Source organism: Streptomyces sp. A0642, assembly GCF_004795105.1.
Taxonomy (GTDB): domain Bacteria; phylum Actinomycetota; class Actinomycetes; order Streptomycetales; family Streptomycetaceae; genus Streptomyces.
In genome coordinates this window covers 348,374-370,255 of record NZ_SSBL01000006.1, presented here as the reverse complement: position 1 = coordinate 370,255, position 21,882 = coordinate 348,374, and the positions used below count along the sequence as shown (strand labels likewise).

The 21,882-nt window shown below is 68.7% G+C and carries 17 protein-coding genes and 5 pseudogenes; 9 read left to right on the top strand and 13 right to left on the bottom strand.

All coding sequences use genetic code 11. The features are described from left to right. Window positions 1-139: 139 nt before the first annotated feature. Window positions 140-666 (bottom strand): annotated as a pseudogene (locus E6R60_RS15405) (DDE-type integrase/transposase/recombinase); the annotation flags it as partial. A gap of 785 nt (window positions 667-1,451) precedes the next feature. On the opposite strand from E6R60_RS15405, the gene E6R60_RS15395 reads away from it, so the two are divergent. Next, on the top strand, window positions 1,452-1,766 hold the full coding sequence (locus tag E6R60_RS15395) for a hypothetical protein (RefSeq protein WP_136327087.1): 315 nt from the start codon (window positions 1,452-1,454) through the stop codon (window positions 1,764-1,766). 23 nt (window positions 1,767-1,789) lie between these two features. Continuing rightward, window positions 1,790-2,086: a hypothetical protein gene (locus tag E6R60_RS15390; protein ID WP_136327086.1), complete on the top strand. Its 297-nt coding sequence runs from the start codon at window positions 1,790-1,792 to the stop codon at window positions 2,084-2,086. Between the two features lie 383 nt (window positions 2,087-2,469). Here E6R60_RS15390 and E6R60_RS15385 read toward each other — a convergent pair. After that, window positions 2,470-2,899: pseudogene (locus E6R60_RS15385) on the bottom strand (IS5 family transposase); the annotation flags it as partial. Window positions 2,900-3,533: 634 nt separating this feature from the next. Here E6R60_RS15385 and E6R60_RS15375 point away from each other — a divergent pair. Next, window positions 3,534-4,379: a GH25 family lysozyme gene (locus E6R60_RS15375; RefSeq protein ID WP_136327085.1), complete on the top strand. Its 846-nt coding sequence runs from the start codon at window positions 3,534-3,536 to the stop codon at window positions 4,377-4,379. A 123-nt stretch (window positions 4,380-4,502) separates the two neighbouring features. Further along, window positions 4,503-5,093, top strand: a complete 591-nt coding sequence (locus tag E6R60_RS15370) for an N-acetylmuramoyl-L-alanine amidase (RefSeq protein ID WP_136327084.1) — start codon at window positions 4,503-4,505, stop codon at window positions 5,091-5,093. Window positions 5,094-6,145: 1,052 nt separating this feature from the next. Here the strand turns inward: E6R60_RS15370 and E6R60_RS15365 are convergent. Both E6R60_RS15365 and E6R60_RS15360 read right to left on the bottom strand, forming a co-directional pair. Next, window positions 6,146-6,517 (bottom strand): annotated as a pseudogene (locus E6R60_RS15365) (MerR family transcriptional regulator). Window positions 6,518-6,543: 26 nt separating this feature from the next. Then, window positions 6,544-7,311: an SDR family oxidoreductase gene (locus tag E6R60_RS15360; protein ID WP_136327083.1), complete on the bottom strand. Its 768-nt coding sequence runs from the start codon at window positions 7,309-7,311 to the stop codon at window positions 6,544-6,546. Window positions 7,312-8,218: 907 nt separating this feature from the next. On the opposite strand from E6R60_RS15360, the gene E6R60_RS15350 reads away from it, so the two are divergent. Both E6R60_RS15350 and E6R60_RS36725 read left to right on the top strand, forming a co-directional pair. Next, window positions 8,219-10,036 (top strand): amino acid transporter, encoded by a 1,818-nt coding sequence (locus tag E6R60_RS15350; RefSeq protein ID WP_240802571.1) that lies wholly within the window; start codon window positions 8,219-8,221, stop codon window positions 10,034-10,036. Window positions 10,037-10,096: 60 nt separating this feature from the next. Then, entirely contained in the window at window positions 10,097-10,267 is a 171-nt protein-coding gene (locus tag E6R60_RS36725; protein ID WP_168713610.1) for a hypothetical protein, read from the top strand. 633 nt (window positions 10,268-10,900) lie between these two features. Here E6R60_RS36725 and E6R60_RS37955 read toward each other — a convergent pair. The 5 genes and pseudogenes from E6R60_RS37955 to E6R60_RS15330 all read right to left on the bottom strand — a co-directional run bounded on the left by E6R60_RS37955 (window position 10,901) and on the right by E6R60_RS15330 (window position 14,372). Next, the gene (locus tag E6R60_RS37955) at window positions 10,901-11,212 is read right to left on the bottom strand and encodes a hypothetical protein (protein WP_240802580.1); all 312 of its coding nucleotides are present in this window, start codon (window positions 11,210-11,212) and stop codon (window positions 10,901-10,903) included. A 274-nt stretch (window positions 11,213-11,486) separates the two neighbouring features. After that, window positions 11,487-12,263: pseudogene (locus E6R60_RS15340) on the bottom strand (AMP-binding protein); the annotation flags it as partial. A gap of 464 nt (window positions 12,264-12,727) precedes the next feature. Continuing rightward, complete coding sequence (locus E6R60_RS36720; protein ID WP_168713596.1) at window positions 12,728-13,219, bottom strand: hypothetical protein; 492 nt, start codon at window positions 13,217-13,219, stop codon at window positions 12,728-12,730. 158 nt (window positions 13,220-13,377) lie between these two features. Continuing rightward, a complete protein-coding gene (locus tag E6R60_RS37420; protein ID WP_240802570.1) occupies window positions 13,378-13,533 on the bottom strand; it encodes a hypothetical protein in 156 nt (51 codons plus the stop codon). Window positions 13,534-13,808: 275 nt separating this feature from the next. Continuing rightward, window positions 13,809-14,372: a DinB family protein gene (locus E6R60_RS15330; protein ID WP_136327080.1), complete on the bottom strand. Its 564-nt coding sequence runs from the start codon at window positions 14,370-14,372 to the stop codon at window positions 13,809-13,811. A 317-nt stretch (window positions 14,373-14,689) separates the two neighbouring features. Here E6R60_RS15330 and E6R60_RS15325 point away from each other — a divergent pair, with 317 nt between their 5' ends. Further along, on the top strand, window positions 14,690-15,208 hold the full coding sequence (locus E6R60_RS15325; RefSeq protein ID WP_136327079.1) for a hypothetical protein: 519 nt from the start codon (window positions 14,690-14,692) through the stop codon (window positions 15,206-15,208). A 74-nt stretch (window positions 15,209-15,282) separates the two neighbouring features. Here E6R60_RS15325 and E6R60_RS37415 read toward each other — a convergent pair. From E6R60_RS37415 to E6R60_RS15310, 3 genes and pseudogenes are all read right to left on the bottom strand, one after another. Then, window positions 15,283-15,659, bottom strand: a pseudogene (locus E6R60_RS37415) (DUF6415 family natural product biosynthesis protein). After that, on the bottom strand, window positions 15,656-15,850 hold the full coding sequence (locus E6R60_RS37410) for a hypothetical protein (protein ID WP_240802569.1): 195 nt from the start codon (window positions 15,848-15,850) through the stop codon (window positions 15,656-15,658). Before E6R60_RS37410 ends, E6R60_RS37415 begins: the two are co-directional and overlap by 4 nt. A 321-nt stretch (window positions 15,851-16,171) precedes the next feature. Next, entirely contained in the window at window positions 16,172-17,914 is a 1,743-nt protein-coding gene (locus E6R60_RS15310; RefSeq protein WP_136327078.1) for an endo-1,4-beta-xylanase, read from the bottom strand. 106 nt (window positions 17,915-18,020) lie between these two features. Between E6R60_RS15310 and E6R60_RS15305 the strand changes: the two genes are divergently transcribed. Beyond that, entirely contained in the window at window positions 18,021-18,617 is a 597-nt protein-coding gene (locus E6R60_RS15305; protein WP_136327077.1) for an Imm21 family immunity protein, read from the top strand. 716 nt (window positions 18,618-19,333) lie between these two features. On the opposite strand, the gene E6R60_RS15295 is transcribed toward E6R60_RS15305, so the two are convergent. Further along, window positions 19,334-19,885 (bottom strand): hypothetical protein, encoded by a 552-nt coding sequence (locus E6R60_RS15295; RefSeq protein WP_136327075.1) that lies wholly within the window; start codon window positions 19,883-19,885, stop codon window positions 19,334-19,336. Between the two features lie 625 nt (window positions 19,886-20,510). Here E6R60_RS15295 and E6R60_RS15290 point away from each other — a divergent pair. Then, window positions 20,511-21,164 (top strand): hypothetical protein, encoded by a 654-nt coding sequence (locus tag E6R60_RS15290; RefSeq protein WP_240802568.1) that lies wholly within the window; start codon window positions 20,511-20,513, stop codon window positions 21,162-21,164. The last annotated feature ends 718 nt before the right edge of the window (window positions 21,165-21,882 follow it).

Sequence of the window (21,882 nt, the reverse complement as noted above, 5' to 3'; positions counted from 1 at the left end):
TCCCGGCCGAACCGCCGCCGGAAGCTGGTGCAGGGTGGCTGATCGCAGGGTTTTGGGTGGCTTCTGCTTCCTGGTGAAGTTGCCGGCGTCGGCCTCGGTGAGCACGTCGAGTTTGACGAGACGCTTCAGCCTGGCACGCCTCAGGTCGGTAGGGCCGTGCGTAGGCCCATTCATCCAGCAGGGTCCGGTTGACACGCTCCACCTTCCCGTTCGTCTGCGGCCGGTAGGGGCGGGCGCGCTTGGGTGAAATACCTTGCCTCGGAAGGGAGTTGCGCCATAGGTATGACTTGCAACAGGAGCCGTTGTCCGTCAGGACCCGCTGGACGGTGACTCCGGCGGCGGCGAAGCAGGCGTGGGCCCGTTGCCGGAATCCGACAGCGGTTTCCTTCTTCTCATCGGCGAGGATCTCGCTGTAAGCGAGGCGGCAGTGTCGTCGACGGCGTTGGCCCGGTTCTTGTGGCCTGCCTGCCGGCCCAGGGCCCTGGGGCCGCCGCCGTCCGGGATGTTGCCGAGTCACTTGATGTCGACGTGGACGAGGTCGCCGGGTGCGGTGGGTTCGTAGCGGCGGATGGTCCGGCCGGTGGCGCGGTCCAGGTGGGTCAGGCGGGCCAGCTTGTAGCTGGTCAGGACGCGGTGGACGGTCGCCGGGTTCAGCCCGAGCAGGTAGGCGATCTCACCACCCGCTCCGGCCAGCCCCTCAAAGACCGGATCACCGCCGTCCGCGCCGAAGGCCTGCCCGACCTCCACAGCTTCGCCACCGGCCTGGAGAAGGACTGGGACGCCGTCATCCAGGGTTTGACCAGCCACTGGAACTCCGGGCCCGTCGAAGGCCGCGTCAACCACATCAAAATGATCCAACGCCAGATGTTCGGACGGGCCAAGCTCCCCGTGCTCGGCAAACGCGCCCCTCTCATCAGCGAACCTCGTCGCGGGCTCGTCACGCCAGGCATAGGGGAAGACGCGCGTGCCGGACTCCGCCTCCACCGTCACGTGGACGACAACACGTCGGCGATCACCGGCAACGCGACATGTTGGCCTTGTACGCGGCGTACTCCTGGCGGGACGCGTTGCCCTTCTTGGGCGTCTGGGTCCGCATGTACTTGCCGCTCTCGTATGTGTGCTCGGTGGTGACACCGCGGCCGTCGCCCCATTTGTAGTCGGCCGGACCCAGTGGTCACAGGCCGGAGAGGTCTGACCGGGTGGCTCGGGTTGTTGTGGGCGTAGGAGGAGGCGTTCATCCGGGCCGGGTCGCCGTGGTCGAGGAAGCGGACGACTGAGCACGAACACTCGTAGACGTGCCACCGGCCCGGCCAGCGTCGGCCGTTCCGACGTTGAGCCGTCACTGCGGGTTCAACGGAGTCGAGAGTCCTCCCAGATCTGTTGCGTGCATGCCAAGTCAAGCTAGGGTTTACGCGCGTCAACCAGCCATCATCAGCGAGGAGTACTGCGCCATGCCGCACATCAAGCGCGTCCTTGCGACCGGTGCCACTGCGCTCACCGCCGCCGCACTGCTCCAGGTCCCGGCCCAATCCGCGGTCGTCCCGGAGCACGCAGTCATCACCTGTCAGAGCGCCAGCTTCTACGCCAACTACAACAGTTCCTCCGGCCCCACCGGCTTCGTGCGCACCTTGTCCTACGGCGACAAGGTCGGCCACACGCGTGGCGTCCACCCGGTCTACAACGGCTGGGCCGCCACCTTCGACTTCGGCCCCAACGACTGGGGCTACGTGCGCTACGAATGTATCGGCGGCTACGGCTCGTGGTGAGCCCGACTTAGAAGGGAAACGTCATGTCCACAGCCCGCACCGTCCGCGCACTCCGCGCCGCCACGGTGGTGTCCGCCGTCGGCGCCGCCCTGTTGTTCTCTTCCGGCCCCGCCCAGGCCGCCAACGGCACTCTCGGCGAGCGGGAGACCGTCTGCGCCCAGGACCTCTTCGTCCGCACCGCCCCGCTGGGTGCCTGGATGGGCACCCTCTACCACGGGCAGACCTTCCTGGTGGAGAGCAAGCAGTCCGGCTGGGTCTACGGCTTCGCATACGGCGACATCAACCGCCGCGGCTGGGTCCAGGACGGCTGGTTCTGCTGACCGCATCTCCCCAGGGAGCCGGTCCATCACGCACACCGCCGGGGATGGGTTCCCTTGCAGCTGAGTGACGACCAACTCCGGGAGATCGCGGACCGTCTCTTCCGACGACGAAACGTGAGACAGCACCCAGCGAGACCCCGGCCTGGCCAGCACCCTGGCCCGCGCCGAGCACGCTGCAGCCGGCCGGCTGGAGCCCCAGGCTGGTCCGCTGCCCAAGGGGCAGCGGACCAGCCAAGCCTCATGACCCGCTTCGTTCTCAGAGTGCGAACGACGCCCGTTCTTGCCATTTCGTGCCGTCGTGGTGGCTGCGTCGGCGAAGAGTTTGACGGCGCGGGAGGTCATGCGGAGCTGGAGGCCGATCGCCCTCCGGCTTACTGATCGTTTCAGAATGAGGTCCGGAGCTGTCTCAAGCAGATGATGCTGCAGGCGAGTTGGAGTGGTCCGAGGTGAAGGTCGGCTCGAATCTCGTAGCGGATGCGCAGGCGCTTGAACTGGTGGAGCCAGGCGAAGGTTCGCTCGACGACCCAGCGTGTCTTGCCCAGTCCCGAGCCGTGCGGGGTGCTGCGGTGGGCGATCTTGGGGGTGATCCCACGTGCGCGGACGAGACGCCGGTACTTGTCGTAGTCGTACCCGCGATCGGCGAACAACCGCCGGGGCCGGTGGCGTGGCCGGCCCCTCAGCCCACGAATGCGGGGTATGGCGTCCAACAGCGGCATGAGCTGGGTGACGTCGTGACGGTTTCCGCCGGTCAGAGAGACGGCGAGCGGAGTCCCGCCGGTCGACGATCAGGTGATGCTTGCTGCCGGGCCGGGCCGCGGTTGAAGAGGTGCCGCATGGCTTGCATGCGCCAGTCCCCTCCGGCCCGGCGACTTCGGTAGTGGGCGTCCGCGCCGGTGGAAACGCTGAGGGACGCGAAGGCCCGCAGGGGGCCGACGTGGTTGAGCCGGTTGTTCTTGACGAACCGGCGTCCGACGTAGCGGCGTTTGCCGGAGGCCCGGGTGATCGGGGCCGAGCCGGGGTTCGCCTCAGTCCTCCAGGCGGGGCGAAACGGGTCCGGTCGTCGCTGATCTCGCCCAGGCTACGGGCGCCCACCTGGGGGCGGATCCCGGGGAAGCTCAGCATGATCACCACGTCCGGGTGTAAGCGGAATGCCTCTTCGGTGGCCCGCGCCAGGTCATCGACCGCCTGGCAGGCAGCGCCCAACTGCCACAGGGTCAGAGCCCGCTTGCCCATGGCGTCCTCGACAAGGGGCAGCTGCCGAGGGGCCTCCTGGCGGAAGAGCTGCTGGATTCGTTCAGCGTCCCTGACCTGCACACGCTCCTGATGGGCCAGGATGCTCGTCGTGCTCTTACGGATCCGGGCTCACTTTACGCGCGTAGCTTTGACGTGTACAACTCACATTGCACCCTCCGGACTTGGTCGTACCGCACACCTTTGGAGGTCCCCCATGCACATCTCCAGATCCCGCTTAACCCCACTGAGCCGCGCCGCCGCCACCCTCGGCGCCCTCACCGTCACCCTCGGCCTGCTGGCCGGCAGCACCGCCCAGGCCGCGCAGTCCCAGGGCGGCCAGATCCCGCTGGGCACGGGCTACCTGGGCGTCACCATGCACAACACGCAAACTGCCCCAGGTTCGGTCAGCCCCATGGCTGCCACCGACGGGGTCCAGGGCATCGACGTCTCGCACTATCAGGGGACCATCAACTGGACCTCGGTGCGCAACGCCGGCAAGCAGTTCGCCTGGATCAAGGCCACCGAGGGCACCAGCTACAAGGATCCGACGTTCGGCGCCAACTACACGAACGCCTACTACGCCGGTGTGATCCGCGGCGCGTACCACTTCGCCCGGCCCGACGCCTCCAGCGGGGCGACCCAGGCAAACTTCTTCGCGTCCAACGGAGGCGCCTGGTCCAAGGACAACCTCACGCTGCCCGGCGTGCTGGACATCGAGGGCAACTGCTACGGCCTGTCCCAGACCTCGATGCGCAACTGGATCCTGGACTTCTACAACACGTACAAGACCCGGACCACGCGTGACATCGTCATCTACACCAGCCCCAGCTGGTGGAACACCTGCACCGGCGGCTGGAGCGGCATGGCCACCCGCAGCCCGCTCTGGGTGGCCCACTGGACCACCGCCGCCAGCCCCACGGTCCCGACCGGCTTCCCGGCCTGGACGGTGTGGCAGTACACCAGCACCGGCACGGTGTCGGGCATCTCCGGCAACGTGGACCACGACAAGTTCAACGGCACCCGCGACCGGCTCCTGGCCCTGGCCAACAACACGCCGTGACCGCGGGCTGGTGACAGCCCCCAGGCAGGTGGGCCGCCGACGACCGTCGAGCGGCCCACCCCGCCTGCCTGGGTCTGCACGGCACGAGCACGCACACTTCCCTGACTGCGTTACGGAGCCCCCATGGACATCGCGAACCCGTCACGGCGCCGCCTGCTGAAAGGCGCGGCCGTCGCCGCCGGTGCCACCGCGCTCGGACCCCTCACCGTCGGCACAGCCCGCGCCGCGGGCTACCCGACCACCCACTGGATCCCTGCCAGCACCTCGAACTACACCGTCTCCAACCGGCCCACCAGCTATGCCATCGACCGGGTCATCATCCACGTCACCCAGGAGTACTTCCAGGACGCCAGGCGGATCTTCCAGGACTCCGCGCGGAAGGTGTCGGCGCACTACATGCTCGCCTCTGCGGACGGCTACATCGCCCAGTTCGTCCGGGAGAAGGACATCGCCTGGCACGGGGGGAACTGGAGCTACAACACCCGCAGCATCGGCATCGAGCACGAGGGGTGGGTCGACGACCCCAGCTGGTTCACGGATGTGATGTACCGGCAGTCGGCGCAGCTCACCGCCGCGATCTGCACCCGGTACGGCATCCCCAAGGACCGAACCCACATCATCGGACACTATGAGGTGCCAGGAACGGACCACACCGACCCTGGTCCCTACTGGAATTGGGCCAAGTACATGACGTACGTCAAAGCCGCCCTCTGACCGGCTTGGGCGTGCTCGCTGCGGGCTGCGCCCCCACTCCGCCGCTCCTCATCGCCGCCGGCGCCCTCATCGGCCTCACTGCCTCGGCCGCTCAGGTCGCCGGCCCGCGGGCGGCCGGACTGGGGGCCGTCGACCACCGCGGACCGGTGATCGGCAACTTGCTGAGCGGGGCGATGGGCGGCATGCTGCTGGCCCGCATCCTCAGCGTGGCACTCGGCACATGGCTGGGGTGGCGGCACCCCAGCCTTTGGCCGCGGTGTTGGTCCTGCTTCGCGATCTGCGGTGGCGGGTTGCCGTCCAGCGCGTCAATGTCGTCGCAGGGCCCGCCCCGCAGCCTTTGCGGGCATGCCTGGGTCAACAGCCGCCCCAGCGCGCGGACATTGCCGGCTACCGAACGGCCCCGGCAAGCAGCAGCCCATACTGTTCAACGGCATCGGGCGCATGGGCATCCGGCCCCCTTGCGGATACGCGAGCGAGCCCCGGACCGATGCGGTCCTTAGCCGAGCACGGTAGCTGTCACCACCCCGAGGCGGATGAGCCGGCGGAGGGGAGTGATCGAAGCAGGCAGGTTCGTCACCAGTGAGGCACGGGGCGGCGACCAGGAGGCCGAGCGCGATGATTGAAGCGGCAGCCGCGGCGGCGGCGGCCAAGGTGTGACGAGTGTTCATGAGGATCCCCCCTCAATGGTGCGGACAGTCCCGGCCCCAGTAGCCGTCGAGCCGCCCCCTCGTACTTGCCGCATCCGGCTCCAGCTCTCCGATCCTCACCGGCCTCTACGGCGACCTCGCCTCGGCGGCCACGCCTGCTCGGGGCCGAACGCGTTGACGTGCTGACCGCGCGACCCTGTCAGCAGCCCTTCGGCGATCAGATGGTGCGCCAAGAATCTCCGGTATCTGTCTCGTGCGCCCTCCGGTCGGCGAGGGGTGTGAACGGGCGACCTCGCGCAATCGAGAGTCCCGCATTCCTTGGCCGGTGAGGGCTCTTGGTCACCATGAGTGGCCGTGGGGAGCGTAGCGACTCCGCTTCTCCGGTATCTGCGACGAGGCGGGCGGTCAAGCCCGTGGGCGGATCCGGCCACCGGTTGCCTGTCGCAACGCGGCTTCCAGTCGGTCGCGGGCCTCAGCCTAGGCGGCGATACGTTCGTTGAGGACCGCCAGCCGTTCCCATGCGACACGCAGGCCCTTGTCCGAGGGCGGTGCGGCGGCCACATCGCCGTCCAGGCACGGCAGGAACACCCGCACGTCCTCCAGGGTGAGACCGACGGCCAGCAGATAGCGGATGTTGCGGACCCGCACCACCGCCCGCTCGTCGTACATGCGATAGCCGTTGGCGGCCCGCTGCGAGGAGATCAGTCCGGCCTGCTCGTAGTGGCGCAGCGCACGGGCGGTTGTCCCGGTCGCCCTGGCCAGCTTGCCGATCCGCACCCGTCCCACCTCCCGGGCCACTCCTATCACGCCACGACCGCACCGCCGTCGACCGGGAGTACCACTGCGGTGACGAACGACGCGGCCGGTGCGGCAAGCTGGGTGACTGCCCAGGCCACCTCCTCGGGTCGGCCGATCCGGCCCAGCGGGGTGTGCGCCAGCTGCCACTCCCGCACCGTTGCCATCCGCTCCGGCGTCAGGCCCTGGTGCTCACCGATGGGGGTGTCGATCGCGCCGGGGGCGACCGCCACCACCCGGATCCCGCGGGGTGCCAGCTCGACCGCCCAACTGCGGGTCAGCAGCTCCAGAGCGGTCTTGGTAGCCGCATAGACCGAGCTGCCGGGCCAGGCACGCTGCCCCACCGACGTACTGACATTGACGATCACCCCGCCCGACTTATCCAGGAGCGGCAGCGCGGCCTGGGCCAGCAGGATAGGGGCGACGAGGTTGGTGGCAAGCTGAGCTTCGATCATCTCCGGCGTCAGCGTGCCGAGGGCACCGCTGCGGACGATGCCTGCGTTGTTGACCAGAACGTCCAGCCGGCCATGTGTCTCCAGCACGGCTCGGACGATCCGATCCGGCTCGCCCTCGGCGGTGATGTCCGCAGCCAGCGGCGTGATCCGGTCGTGCCCGGCCGCGGTCTCCTTGAGGGGCTCGACCCGTCGCCCGATCGCGACCACGTGGGCGCCCTCGGCAGCGAAGGCGCGGGCGGTGGCCCGGCCGATCCCGGTGCCGGCTCCGGTGACGGCGACGATCCTGCTGCTCTGCGGTGCGGTGCTGTTCATGCCGGTCATCGTGCAACCCTGCCGCCAGCGGCAAGGTCAAGCAGCGCCTGCCGGGCAGGAGTCACCTACGGTGGTCACCGGGGGCATAGGGACGCACCAGGTCTATCCGGCCTCTTCAGCGAGGTCTGCTGTGGTGGGGCTCGGCGGCATGGGGGTCGGCCCGCACGACGGTGGAGTCGACCGACACCAGCCGGTCAATCTCCCCTGTATCCGCTCGAAGGTGCCGTTCAGAGCCCACCTGAGAAACCGCGTGCGCGGCGAGGCCCACGGGCCATTCCGGTCGGGCACATCCCGCCGGCCGTGCCCGACCGGGACTTCCGCACGATCCCGTTGAGTACGGTTCGCTCGTCCGTCCGCTTCCGCCCCCACGAGCACTCAGGCAGCGGCGGACGGACGAACTCCCACTCCTCACCGCAGAGTTCGCCGAACTGCGCGCCGACCGCATCGTCTTCGACGAAACCGCCCGCCGCTTCGTCGCCTAGCGATCGCCTGAAAGCCGGAGCTCCGCGGTGTTCATCACTGACTCCTTCTCGTACGGGCCCTCGGCTCGGCGCGCCGTGGCCAGGGAGACCACGGGCAGGGCGCGTCAGCGTAAGGCTGGTGGCGTCCTGTGGGCCCGGTACCGGTTGGGCAAAGGCTCTTGGAGTTCCCGACTGTCGTACGGTGCTCCCGGGCACCCGCACCGTGGTGATCGTCGCGATGAGCGGAGCTGGGAATGGTGGACGCGGTGGAGAAGACTGGTCATCCGGTGATACCGGAGGCGGGTGGGCCTGGGGTGCCGGAGGTGGTGGGCAGTCCCGCACGGCGGTCACAGCCGACGGGTGCGGCGGCGCGGTGGTTGCTGCGGCATCGGGTGCAGCCGGTGGGGCCGGCGGCCGGTGACGACCATGCCGAGACGCAGCCTTGGTGGAAGGTGATGTGTCTGACGGGTGTCGACTACTTCTCCAGCCTGGCCTACGTTCCGGCGATCGCGGCCCTCGCCGCCGGGGCGGTCTCGCCGCTGGCCACGCTGCTGATCGTGGCGCTGACTCTGCTGGGGATGCTGCCGATGTACCGCAGGGTGGCGAAGGAGAGCCCGAACGGCGCGGGTTCGGTGGCGATGCTTGAGGACCTCCTGCCGTTCTGGTGGGGGAAGCTGTTCGTCCTGGTCCTGCTCGGGTTCGTCGCCACCTCGTGGATCATCACCATCACCCTGTCCACGGCGGACGCGTCGGTGCACGTGGTGGAGAACCCGTTCTTTCCCACCGCCCTCCACGGCCACGAGGTGGCCATGACGGTGGTGCTGCTGCTGGTGCTGGGAGGCGTGTTCCTGATCGGGTTCAACGAGGCGGTCAAGGTCGCCATCCCCCTGGTCGCCCTCTTCCTGGCCCTCAACGCCGTCGTCATCGCCGTCGGCCTGGTCGACGTCTTCACCACCCCGGGTGCGTTCTCCTCCTGGACCGACGCGCTCGGTAACGGCGGAGACGGCACCGGTGACCTCGCTGGACCGGCCCTGTTGGCCTTCCCCCTGCTGGTCCTCGGCCTGTCCGGGTTCGAGACCGGGGTGAGCATGATGCCGATGATCGCCGCCAAGGGCGCCGGCGCACAGGAGCGGCTGCGCGACCGCGTCCGCAACGCCCGCCGCCTGCTGACCACCGCCGCGGTGGTCATGAGCGTCTACCTGCTGGCCTCCAGCTTCGTCACCACCGTCCTCATCCCCCACCAGGAGTTCGAACCGGGCGGCGCAGCCAACGGCCGCGCCCTGGCCTTCCTGGCCCATGAGCACGTCGGAGAGGTCTTCGGCACCGTCTACGACATCAGCACCATCCTCATCCTCTGGTTCGCCGGCGCCTCCGCCATGGCGGGACTGATCAACATCGTCCCCCGCTACCTTCCCGACTACGGCATGGCCCCCGAATGGGGGCGCGCGGTCCGCCCCGTCGTCCTGGTCTACACCGCCCTGTGCATCGTCATCACGATCGCCTTCGGCGCCGACGTCGACGCCCAGGCCGGCGCGTACGCCACCGGCATCCTCGCCATGATGGTCTCCGGCGCCTTCGCCGTCACCGTCTCCGTCGCGCGCCACCGCCGGCGCGTGGCCACTATCGGCTTCGCCCTGCTCACCGCGGTCCTGCTCTACGCGCTGATCGCCAACGTCGTCGACAAGCCGAACGGCATCGCCATCTCCGGGCTTTTCATCATCGGCATCATCGTCGTGTCGCTGATCTCGCGCGTCTCGCGGACCACCGAACTGCGCGCCGACCGCATCGTCTTCGACGAAACCGCCCGCCGCTTCGTCGCCGACACTCTCGCCCATGACCAGTCCATCAACATCATCACCAACCGCCGCGAGGCGGGTGACGCGGCCGAGTACGCCGCCAAGGAGCGCGAACAGCGCGGCACCAACCCGGTGCCGGGCCCGGCCGATGTGATCTTCCTGGAGATCGACGTCGTCGACCCCTCGGACTTCAGCGAGACGCTCACCGTCCACGGCGCGGAGGTCGACGGCTACCGCATCCTGCGCGCCGAGGCCCCCGCCGCCCCCAACGCCATCGCCGCGATCCTCCTCGGCCTGCGCGACGCGACCGGCGTCCGCCCGCGCTGCTACTTCGCCTGGGCCGAAGGCAGTCCCCTGCGCCACATGTTCCGCTACTTTCTCCTCGGCCGCGGAGACACCGCTCCCGTCACTCGCGAGATCATCCGCAGCAACGAACCCGACCCCGACCAGCGCCCCAGCATCCACGTCGGCGGATGACCCGTACGTCCCCGGAGGGCACGTACGGGCGTCCGGGCGAGCGCACAGGGAGCAGGTGCGATGACCGGCTCACACGCCCGCGACGGCATGCGGCGCATTCAGCACGCCCTTCTCACTTTTACCATCGTCCTGGGCACGGCCGGAGCACTCACCGAAGTGATATGGCCGCTGGGGCCGGCGGCCTGGGCTCTGATCGCAGCCGGACTGATCGAGATGATCTACCGGCCCTGATCATGCAACCCGTGTGACGGCGGCGCCTTGCTCCCGGGTGTCCGTGTGATCACAAGCGAGGCCGGCGCCCGACACGAATTCCAGGTGGCCGCCATTCTCGTCGGCGACGCGTCCCGCGGAACTCTCGCACGATCCGGCCCCCCATGCCAGATGCCAGCAGGCGGAGTGACGGCCTCGCGATCGCGGCCGACTCGAGGCCGCCAATATCGAGCGCACAACTCAAGAGCACCCGCCCGGGAGCAGACCGGCTCCACCTTCGCCGAGGCGGGACCGACAGCCGCCCCTACGCCATCTCACCGCGGCGTGTGCGGAGAGGTCGCGCTCGGCATTCAGCGCTGCCGCTCCGGTGCCTGCGGCCAACCGGCGACCTGCCCGGATGCCGCACCACTGAGCCGATCAGTCTCCGTGCTCAAGCCTGACGCGGCGCGCCGACTCCGGAGCCGCAAGATGACCTTGAACAGTGCGATCACTGGCGGCCGCTTGCCCGTATGGCGTTCCAGGGCCTCGCGGAGCCTGAACATCGCCAGGGAGTGGCCACCGAGGTCGAAGAAGTTGACGTCCAGCGCACATGGAGGACGTCAGGACCTCGGCCCAGGCGGCGGACACGCGTGCGGTCAGATCACCCTGGGCCGCCTACGGGGCGGCCTGGGTCTGAGCGGCAGCCTGAGCCGCGCGGGAGAGAGGCTGCCGTTCGTCGGCCCGGGTTTGCAGCGCCAGCCGGTCCGCCTTGCCATTGACGGTGCGGGGGAATGCGTCAAGCCGGACGAACCGTGCGGGGACCATGACGGCCGGCAGCCGGTTAAGGAGCTGCGCGCGCAGTGACTCGGGCGTCGGTGCCGGACCGGACGGGGCGAGGAAGAAGGCGGTCAGGGCGCGATGGGCGGTGTCCGGGACGACGACGGCCTCGCGTAGGCCGGGCAGGGCGGACAACTGTGCCTCGATCATCGGGAGTTCGACCCGGTGACCGCGGATCTTGACCTGGTGGTCGCGGCGGCCGAGGAAGGCGATGGTGCCGTCGGCGTTCCAGCGGGTGCGGTCGCCGGTCCGGTACATCCGAGCACCGGGCATGTCCGTGAAGGGATCGTCGAGGAAGGCGCGGGCGGTGGCCTCCGGCCGGCCGTGGTAGCCGCGGGACACCCCTGCGCCGCCGATGAACAGCTCGCCCTCGGCGCCGGGGGGGCACCGGGCGCAGTTCGTCGTCGAGGAGGTGGAGCGTCGCACCGGGGACCGCTCGGCCGATGGAGACGGGGCCGGGGGCGTCGAAGCGCCGGTGGCTCGCCCAGACGGTCGTCTCGGTGGGTCCGTACTCGTTGACCAGGGCGGTGGGGCCGGTGCGCAGGGCGAAGTGGCGGTCGACGAGCTCGGGCGGCAGGGGTTCACCCGCGACCACGACGGTTTCGAGGGAGCTCAGCCTCGCGCCGCTGAGGGAGTGCGCGGCATCGAGCAGGACGCTGTAGAGGGAGGGCACGCACAGCAGCTGGGTGACCTGGTGGTGATCGATCAGTTCGACCAGACGTTCCGGGTCGCGCACTTCATCCGGGGTGGCGACGACGAGGTGGCCGCCCGCGGTGAGAGTGCCCCAGAGTCCGGCCACCGATGAGTCGAAGGCCAGCGGGGAGACGAGCAGGAAGACGGGCGTGCCCGGGTAGACCGTGCGGCGGGCCAGGGTGGAGGCCGCCAGCTGGCCGTGCTCGACGACGACGCCCTTGGGTTCCCCGGTGCTGCCCGAGGTGTAAATGAGGTATGCGGCGTCGTCGGCGGCGACAGGAACGCCGGGCGATTCCGGCTCGCGGCCGCGGGCCGTTCCGCTCGCTGGGCCGGCGGCTGGTTCGCGGGTGGAGCCGGCAGCGACCAGGGGTACGTGGAGCCCGGTGAGGCGGGGGCGGGTGGCGTCGCTGACGAGGACGGCGTCGACCTGGGCGTCCTTCAGGTTCTCGGCGAGGCGCCGGTCGGGATGGGAGATGTCCACGGGTACGTACGCGGCTCCGCAGCGCATCGCGCCGAACACGGCAGCGACCATCGCGAGCAGGCAATTGGCCCTACGTCTGAAAGATCTATTGCGACGGGATAGAAGCTGATCGGTCAGACCTACGTGAACCTCGTCGTCCTCATCCTCGTCGTCGGTAAACGGTGGGTGGCTCTGATCGCCCTGGGCCTTCCCGCCAAGCAGCTCATCGCCGTCAGCACGGCCGCGGGGGGCCTGGGCCCCGCCTGGCAACAGGCGAACAGCACACGCGCCTACGCGAACATGCCGTCTCCCGCACAAGAGACAGGGAGCAGAATTCCTCCTGAAACAGAGCGGGATGCCGCCTCTGGTGAGGCTCTCTACGACCTGCCCCCGCCCGGCTATGCGAGGAGGAGCGGTGGGGCTACGAGTCGGTGGTTACAGGCCCCGTGAGCGCGCCACAAACCCCGCCTTCCCTTGCCCCTCAGCCGGACCGGGCTGCGGCCGGCGGGCGGTCACTCGGCGGGCAGCGGGTTGGGCCGGGCCAGGAAGGCGCAGCGCTGGGAAACCAGCCGCCACTGCCGCGGCATCGGCGCCGGAGTCGGATGGGCGTGGGCGTTTTCCCTGGCCCATCGCAGCTCGGCGCTGACGCGTTGTCCTCCCGAGTGGCCCAGGATGTCCAGCACAGTGCCTGCGGCCGCCATGTCGTGACGGATTGCGCGGATATCGAAGTCGGCCAGGGAGAAGGGCTCGACAGTACAGCGGACCTTGCTACACACAGACTTGCCGTGCTTGAGCTGAAGGTCGTGGGTCATCAGGTCGCTGAGGGAGCCGTAGTTGCGGCCCTGCCAGCAGGTCAGCAGATCATGGGTCTGCTGGTAGAGAGGGTGGCGGGTGAAGTCTTCGGTGACGGGCAAGAACTCGGCCGGCTTCCCTCGCTTGTTGGCGCGGCCCACCTCGGACTGCTCTTTGAGTGCGCCGAATGCCTCTTTGAGGTGTCGGCCCACGCTGCCCGTGTAGGGGCTCCTCGGTGTGGTGCTGTCCCTCCTTCTGACGCGCCACCGCCCAGTCAGCAACCGCGAAAGGGCGGTTGAAGGCCTTGGTGGCCACGGTGATGTTGTCGTAGTCGAGGATGCTGCCGTGGCCGATGCCGTTGCGGTACAGCTCAAAGACGGGTTCGCCCGGCGACCGTAAACGCGGTGACGTTCGCGTTCGCGGGGGCGGTGCCGCGCGCAGTCCGCGGCCACGCGCGGTGCGACAGGCCCTCCAGCTTCACGAAGCCGTCACGAAGGAAGCGGGATGCCAAGGCCGTGTCATCCACGCCCCCATCGTGCGGCGACCTCGGCCCCGATCACCCGATCACCCGACATCCTCCGTACCGCCTCTGCCGGGTGATCACCTGAGCGCGGTCACGCGGCGTGCGCCGCCTGCCAGACCATGATCGTCCCGGCGTCAGCGGTTCCGTCTGCGTTCCCCGAGGCCCGTGCCCTTGGAAGAAGGACGTGGGGAAGGTGAAAGGTCCTCTCGGCGGCAGCAGCCACGGAGCGTCACGGAGTCCCCATAGGTTTCCGAAGCTCGATCACCGGTTACCGAACCTCAGATGCGGCGCGGTACGGCTCCGTCCTGCCAGCGGTAGAGGTCGCGCAGCAGGGAGATCTCGGCGCCATGATGGATCAGCTCCCTGTTGACGTGCAGGACCCTGTTCTCCATGGGAAACCGCTCGGGACCCATCGTGGGCGGATTGCCCAGGTCTGCGTCCGAGAGTTCGCGGACCCCCGCATTCCATCTCCCGTACATCTCATCGAGCTGTTTCAGCGCCTCGTCGGCGGTCCCCGCGTAGGCGAATGTCTGGGAGTCGACGTCCTGGCCGCCGAAGTACCATCCGACCCGATAGCCCAGGCACGAGACGATGATGTGCGCCAGCCGCCAGGCAATCGTGGTCACCGGTGCCGGCACCGGCGCAGGGGACGCGGAGTCCACCGTCCATTCCCCCGAGCCTTCCCACATCGATGCGGCCGACCTGTCACGTGGGTGGATGCTCCAGCAGCCGCGCACCGGTTCCCAGAAGTACTCCTCGTCGGTGAGACCGTCCAGCCGTGGCCGCAGGTTCTCGCGCCAGTACCAGTCCAGCTGCTCCGCGAGCCGCTCGCTTCTTGTCATTGCCGCACACTACAGACCCGTCGAACAGAGTGATCGTCGCCGTCCGCGGTCATCGTCCACTGTCAGAAACCCCGCAGGCAGTCGTCCCTGAGCGGCACAGAAGTCAATCGATCGGCCTTCGCTGGCAATCGATCGACACCCACTGCCACAGGTCCGTGACACCGGCGCGGGTCCGTCTCACAGCCTCACACCCTCACCACTCAGCGCGTCCGCCCGGGGAAGTGCCCTGTGAGGCTCATAGACCTCACAGGGCAGGGCTGTGCGTGACACCGGTGGCGGCCTTCGCCGAGCAAGGCGTCTCGTCTACGGTCGCCTTCATGAACAGCGACGGAGTAGTGGTGGACGAGGCGGTCCGTGCGGCGTGGGACACCTACCGGATCCTGGAGAAGCGGACGCCCGCCAAGGAGCGCCAGGAGGCCCAACAGCGGGTGAAGGCGGCGATGGATTCCGTCGGGCGTGAGGAGGTCTCCCGGGGCACGGTGTTTCTGGTGGGGGTGCTGACCGGGTACTTGATCGCGGAACCGCCCGGAGGTGGGAAGCAGCTCGATCCGCTCAACGACCTCATCCCTGCCGTGATCCGTCGGCTGCCCTCCTTCGAGGCGGCCGACCCGGAGGAGGTGCCGATGGTGACCGGCGTCCTGATGGCTGCTGCCATGGGCATGGACACCGTGGCCTGGCGCGACCGGTTCGGGGCGATCGAGCCGAAGGAGGCGATGGTCCACGGCTTCGTGCTGTGGCTGCTCGCGGATCTCTTCGACTCCCTGGTCGGCAAGCCAGGAACCATCGACGAGCTGTTGCGTGAAACCTTCGGGACCATGGGCACCTCGGAAGGCTGACGTAGCACGACGGTGGTCGGCGTAGCTCTGGTGGGCCAGGTTCATTGAGCAGCGGAAGGCAACCGTGACGCAGCTCAACCCGTCGACCGAGCGGTGAGGCGGTCCAGCCGCGTGTACAGGGCGCGTACGAGGCGGGCACGGTTCTGGACCGCAGCGGGCTGTTCCTTCGAGCGGGGCGGAGAGGCGGCCGTCGGCTTCACGGAGTACGACTTCGGCGAGGGCACCGCGGCCGTCGCTCTTGGGCAGGGCGGCGGCGTGTCGTCGGACGTCGGCGGCCACGGCGCGGGCGTGCCCGGTGAGCTGGAGGGCGATCTGCTCGTAGTCGCTGGGGGCGAGGTCCGGGTCGTTCCACGCGAGGACGGCGGTCACGAGGGCTTCGTGCGGGGCGCGGTCCAGGGGCAGTCCGGCCTCGCCCGTGGGGGTCGTGGAGCCCGCTGTGGGTGCCGCTCATCGGGTGCCCGCCGCGTCGTCGTCCTGGCCGTGGCCGCCGGTGCGGGCATGAGGGGTCTGGACGGCGAGGAAGCGGGCGTGGCTGGGGTCGGCGTGCTCCAGGGGGGTGGGGGATGCTTGGCCGAAGCCGGGCGGCTGCAGGCCGCGGCCTTCGGGTGAGGGCCGGCGGGTGTGGGTGTGCTCATGGGCCACCGCCTCCGTAGCTGGGGTGTCGGTGTAATTCGACGCTGCGGAGGAGGTGGATTGGTCCTCAATGCGGAGAATTGCCGGAGGTTCGCTCCAGGGCGTCGATCGCGGCCGTGATGAGGGCGTGGGCCGGCACGTCGGAGGGCGAGACCCGGGCAGAGGCGGGGTCTGCTTGTGCAGGGCGTACCAGTGGCGCCGGCGGTGCCACTCGCCCGTGCGGTGGCGATGAGTGCTGGAGCGGTCCGGCATGATCGCGCGGTGAGTGATGCGAGGTCGCTGGCCGCGGAGGCCGTCGAGTCACACGTCCGCACGCTAGAGGATGATTTCTCACGCCTCGTCAAAGGCTTCGAGCAAGCGCTCGTACGCCGGCTTCGGCCGCAGGGCCGCGTCCCACGGCAGGGAATCGGCCGTGCGCGGAGGATAGGTCTTGGTGTCGGCGGTGGAACCGTACCGGTCGGTGAATCCCCACGTGGAGAACGATGTGCAGTTCGGCTCCTCCAGGCAGACCCGCAGCTTGCCCGCCATCTCATCGGCCTGGACGTGCTGCCCGTCCTCCTCGTCCTCACCTATGGGGACGTCCATCTCCGACACCCGCGCCTGAACCCCGAGTTCCGCCAGATCCCGTACATGGCTGCGGAAGGTCTCCGGGTCGATACGGTCGCCGGGTGCGTACTCATGGTTCTGGAAACCCACGCCGTCGATCGGTACGCCGCGTTCCTTGAGCCGCTTGACCAGATCGTAAAGGGCGTCCCACCGCTCACCTTCCTCCTCGACGCCGTACTCGTTGAGGAACGGTCGTGCCTTCGGATCGGCCTGGTGGGCGGCCCTGAACGCCTCGTCGATGTACTCCTCCCCCATGGCCTCGAACCACGGGCTTTGCTCGGAGCGCAGACCGAGATCCCCGTCGGCGTAGCTCTTCTCGTCGTCGGACAGGGGCTCGTTGACCACGTCCCATTCCGCGACCTTTCCCTTGAAGTGCCCCGCGACCATGGCGATGTGCCGGAGCATGGTCCGGCGCACCTCCTCGGGGTCGTCGTTCTCCCGCATCCAGGTGGGCAGAGCCTCGTGCCAGACGAGGGTGTGCGCGTGCACCTTCATGTCGTTTGCCCGGGCGAAGCGTACGAGTAGGTCCGCGTCGCGGAAGTCGTAGACGCCCCGGCGTGGGTGGAGGAACTGTGGCTTGAACGCGCTCTCCGGAGTGAGCATGGAGAACTGGCTTCCCGCGAGCGCCCGGTAGCGTGAGTCGGTGAACAGCGGGTTCTCGGCCAGGGCGGCGCCGACGTCGAACGGCCGCCCCACGTCTGCGGCCCGCGCACGCAGCGAGTCGTCGGACTGCTCCTGGCGTAGCTGCGGCGCCTTGACCACGCGGAGCGAGTCGCCGCTCTCTGCTCGCGCGATCAGCCGCGTCAGACGCCATCCCTCGCGGCGCTCGTCTTCGCCCGCGTCCGCCTCCAGACCGAACCAGACAGTGCCCTCGGCGAACACCCCCGGGTCCTGCACGGTTCCCAGCCGCCGCCCGTCGGCTTTCACGCGGAAAGTGTCACCGATGTTCGACACTGCGAGCGTCACCGTTCCGGAGCAGCCGCAGTCGAAATCCTTGGAGGTGGCTGGCTCATCGCCCTCGCCGTCCCATATCTGTACCTTCACCTGTCCGTCAGCGGTCACGCCGACGCGGAGTGAGGGCGGCTCCTGCCGCCACTCGTCGTAGATGACCGGTACGCGTCCGTACAGCCGCAGCCATGCGTCGCCGTCATCGTCACCCACACCGGACATGCGCGCGGTGACGGTGAAGTCGCCATCAGACACAAGATGCGGGCCGGCCAGGTTCAGCGGGGGGTTGGGCTGGCCGCCGGAGGAGTCCTGCTCCACGATGTGCCGATCCAATGCGCTGACCCGCAGGATGTCGTTCCGCGCGGTGGTGCCCGGCATCTGCGTCCAGTCGTGGTTGCGCAGCAGGTCTACGTCGTTTCCGCCGCCCGCGCCTTCGCCCTGCCCCGTACACCCGGCCCCCACCGCCATGACGAGCACCACGGCGGTCAGTCGCTGCCACGTCCCCCCACCGAGGCCCACGGTCCCTCCCACTCTCTTGTTCGAGACGAGATCAACGTCGCGAAACCGGGCCACAGTTCATCACAGAGTGTGGTGGCGAGGTCAGTGGGAGAGGCACACTGGCCGCATGATCACCTCTTCCTCCACCGCCGACGATGCCGATGTCTCCCGTCCCTGCCCTGTCTGGGTGGAGTCGATGGGCGGCCCTCTCATCGTCGTTCCCGTCGCCGCCCTGGCTGCCTGGGGCGGGGGCACGGCGGAGAGTGGTCACATGGCGGGAGAGACCACCGGTCCGGACGACTACGACCGGGCCTGCGCGGTGGACGACCTGGCCGGCGTGATCCCTGTCGACGAGCACGGTGCGCAGGCCCTGGTGCTGGCGGACGAGCCAGCGACCAGCTGCTATCTGCCCGAACACCGGGCGTTCCTACGGTGGCTCGCCGCCGACTCCGAGGCTGGGCTGCGGGCCGCGGCAGACGTAGCCCTCGCCGATCCGGCCACGGTGTGGGAGGCGTGCGGCACTTGGATCTCGGACGGCCCGGCCGTGCTCATGGACTCCGCCGAAGCGGGTTCCGACTTGGGCGTCGAGTACCCCGGCGGCGGGATGGCCGCCCAGGCAACGGTCCCGCTGCCCGGCGGCCGCTGGAGGGTCCGCGCCACGCAGACCTGGGTGGACGAGAAGAACTGGGTCGGCTTGGTCCAGCTCCTGCCGTGTGAGTTCTGATCGGGCAGTGCTTCGGTCGGGTGCGTTCAGCCGCGGCGTGCCCCCTGGCGTCCCACCGAGCCGTGCGGCTGCCCAGGCCGGGAGCTTGTCGTTCAACCTCGGCGCGAAATGAGTCGGGCGAGTGCCTCCGTGGGCCGGCACAACCATCTGAGAAGAGGACTGGTGACCACGAACCAGTGCACACTGATCCGTCCCTGCCCCTTCTCCAAAATCAGCGGGGCGTCATCGCGGCAGACGTACCGAAGGTACCGGCGGCGAACCGACACGCCGGCTACCAGCAACACTGGCGCGGCAACAACGATGGCCACGGGAACCAGAGTTCTCGCCGCGATGAGCTTCGCCTTCTCCTCGTACCTCATCCGCTCAGTGTTCCGATCTCCGAGGTTGTGTGTCAGCCTGCTTTGGTGCCCCACCTCCTAATGGGCGGAGCCGCTGAACACGGCCGGGCAAGTCCTCACCGCTGCCAAGCCGGCCTGCCGGCGGGAGAAGCCCAGTCCTGGCCTCGAGGTACGTTCCCACCTGGGCAGAAATCCGGTTGCCGAGCACCGACTCCGAGTGGGCAGCCTCCCTCCCCTCCAGCATCAGCTGCTAGCGGCTACGTCAACCTTCTCGCCGTGGTGGCGGCCATGCAGCAGGCCAGTTCGCCCTCGGCGATCCGGTCACCGTAGAGGGCAGACGGCGTGGGGACTGTGGCGCGCGACCGCAGCGCGGTGTGATCAGAAGTCCGAGATCCCCGGATCGTCCGCACTCGGAACCGGCCACGGTGGACCGGGCCGGCCGGGTGGGGCCGGCCTCGGGCGCCGTCGGCGGATGCGGCGCGCGCGCTCCACCGTCACCGCCGCCGGGACGCCGACCAGGAGGAGGGAGAGCCCCACGGGGAGCACCCCCGTCCATAGGCTCGGTGAGACGTACGCGGTGCCGGAATTGCCGTCCACCCACCACGCACGTACCGGTTGCGAGTGGATGTCACCCTCGACGGTGACGTCGAACGACGCGTTGCCGTTGTCTGCGGTGAAAGTGCCCGAGCAGGACGTCGAGGTTCCCGCGTTGGCGACGGTATTGTCGTACGTCCGGCAGCGGGTTTCGGTCACAGTCCCGGGTTCGCCCCACAGCGCCGCCCGTAGCTCTCCGGTGAAGTTCGTCAGCACGACGTAGGCCAGAAGCAGCCCCACCAGGCAGGCCAGCGCTAGCCACCACGCGGGCCCGTCCGGCTCCAGTTGCCCGTCCGGAACGTCCGCCCCCTCGCTCATCCCCCACCCCCGGGTCACCGACGGACCTCCATGGTGACCGCTCCCGGGCACCCGCGGAAGCCCTAGTGCGCACCCCGCCTCCGTCCTGGCAATTTCGCGGGCCGTGGTGACGTGGGCGATCCGCTGAAGCAGGGACGGCACCCCGAATGGGTCCCACTTCCATGGCAAACGGTCCAGGTTCAGCGTCGGAGGGCAGTGGCGGCCAGGTCTGACACGTTGGTCCGCGAGGGCGGGCTGTCGCGTCTCGCCGCACAGTCCGCGGGTCCGGAAGTGGCGGGGATCGCGCGGGAGCCGACGGCGAAGTGCCCGGCGAACGCTCAACCAACTGAGGGCTGACCGGACCATTGGGGCTGCTCATGGACACGGAAAGTTCACATGCCCGCTACCCCGAAGGGATTAATCGGCATATAAAGCAACGATTCACTGCGGGTTTCACTACGGAGAGTGGTTACTTTGGCTCGGTGCAGGCATATGCCTGCCCTTCAATCGTCCAGGAAAGGAGCGAAGCGTGAACGCTTGCTCTGGCGTGAAGCGCAAAGTGACGCTCGGGGTCACAGCGCTGATCGCGATCGTTGTCTCGGCTGTCCCGGGATCGGCATCCTCCGTCGCCGACGGAGGTCGGGGGGGCTCGGACCACTGGGGTGTGATCACTCGCAACACGATCGGTTCTCCCGTCGCCGCCTTGAGGAACGGCCCGTTCGGCTCGTTCGGCGTCACCGGCCCCTCCTCGAGGCCGCCCTTCGGAACGGGCAGCCTCGGCATCGCGGTGGCAGACCACTCCACCTCCCTCACACCTCCCAGCGAGAAGGTCGACTTCGGCAATGAGGTCGACTTCTACGGCAACCCGGTACTGGGACTGAACCAGGTCGGGTTCTACGTCTTCCAAACCGGCGAGAACGTCTCCTACGGCGGCCCGGGGAACATGCCGAACATCAGGTTCGAGATCAACCCGAACCTCACCGCGGCCCCGGCCACCACCTACTCCACGATGGCGTGGGTGCCGGATCCCTCCCCGGTGACGAACCAGTGGAGTCCCTACCTCGACGCCACCACCACCGGCAAGTGGTTCCTCACAGGCACTGCCGGAACCGTGACCGGCTGCAACCAGACCACCATGTGCACCTTTCCGCAGCTGAAGACCGCTCTCAACGATGGCGGCCCGGCCCCGACCCTCTCCACCGCCGCAGTCGGCAAGGGCCGCGACCACATGTGGATCGGCGCCATCGACGGCTTGCGGATCAACCGAACCATCTACGACTTCGAAGCCGACGGAGTCAGGACTCGTCGCGCCAACTGAGCGGTGCAGCACAAACACGGTGGCACACCCTTCCCCACCCGCACTGGCCGACGCGCAACAAGGGGCTGGGAAGAACGCCGCCTGTTCAGCAGGGTTTGAGTGGAGAGGTCGGCTCGTCGTTGGTTGACAGGCCGGCCTCGCCATTACGGGCTGCGTCAGTGGAGCCGTCATGGCGATGCGACAACTGGCCTACTGAGGCCCGGGGGGCGAGCGATGCACAGGACGTGTGGCTGAAGCGCACACTGGTCCCGGACGAGGACCGGAAGCAATGGACCTGGACTCCGCTCAATCTCCGCCGCCCCACGGTGCCAGCAATCAGCCCTCCCCTGGTCGACGGGGATTCGATTGCCTACCTCACGCTGGAACGGATGGCCATCGGTGGCTCGGAACCGCGCTTTCGCCTTGGCTCCGCCGGCTACGGGCCGGCCGGCCGCACCCTCGCCGAACGGGTGTGTATCCACATCGAGGCATGGGGCAGGGACCGGACCGCGGAACCCTTGATCAGCCTGGACCGGCCGAGACCCCGGACACCGAGCTTGCCGACGGGTACGTCATCGACAAGCCGTCCGCGCGCATAGTGATCTCCTCCTGACCGGGGTCACCTGAACCCACACCGCCTGAAGCCCCTGCTCCGACCGAGGCCGCAATCATGCGCAGTGATGGGACAATCGGACGCTGGGACATGGTGATCTCCGAGCCCTCTGCGAATCGGTAGACG

Bases quoted from the DNA above. Each gene is read 5' to 3' on its own strand.
- E6R60_RS36725 (WP_168713610.1), top strand. From the start codon at position 10,097: ATGACCGGCTCACACGCCCGCGACGGCATGCGGCGCATTCAGCACGCC.
- E6R60_RS37955 (WP_240802580.1), bottom strand. From the start codon at position 11,212: ATGATCGAGGCACAGTTGTCCGCCCTGCCCGGCCTACGCGAGGCCGTC.
- E6R60_RS15350 (WP_240802571.1), top strand. From the start codon at position 8,219: ATGTGTCTGACGGGTGTCGACTACTTCTCCAGCCTGGCCTACGTTCCG.
- E6R60_RS15330 (WP_136327080.1), bottom strand. From the start codon at position 14,372: ATGACAAGAAGCGAGCGGCTCGCGGAGCAGCTGGACTGGTACTGGCGC.
- E6R60_RS15375 (WP_136327085.1), top strand. From the start codon at position 3,534: ATGCACATCTCCAGATCCCGCTTAACCCCACTGAGCCGCGCCGCCGCC.
- E6R60_RS15360 (WP_136327083.1), bottom strand. From the start codon at position 7,311: ATGACCGGCATGAACAGCACCGCACCGCAGAGCAGCAGGATCGTCGCC.
- E6R60_RS15325 (WP_136327079.1), top strand. From the start codon at position 14,690: ATGAACAGCGACGGAGTAGTGGTGGACGAGGCGGTCCGTGCGGCGTGG.
- E6R60_RS15370 (WP_136327084.1), top strand. From the start codon at position 4,503: ATGGACATCGCGAACCCGTCACGGCGCCGCCTGCTGAAAGGCGCGGCC.
- E6R60_RS15305 (WP_136327077.1), top strand. From the start codon at position 18,021: ATGATCACCTCTTCCTCCACCGCCGACGATGCCGATGTCTCCCGTCCC.
- E6R60_RS15390 (WP_136327086.1), top strand. From the start codon at position 1,790: ATGTCCACAGCCCGCACCGTCCGCGCACTCCGCGCCGCCACGGTGGTG.
- E6R60_RS15395 (WP_136327087.1), top strand. From the start codon at position 1,452: ATGCCGCACATCAAGCGCGTCCTTGCGACCGGTGCCACTGCGCTCACC.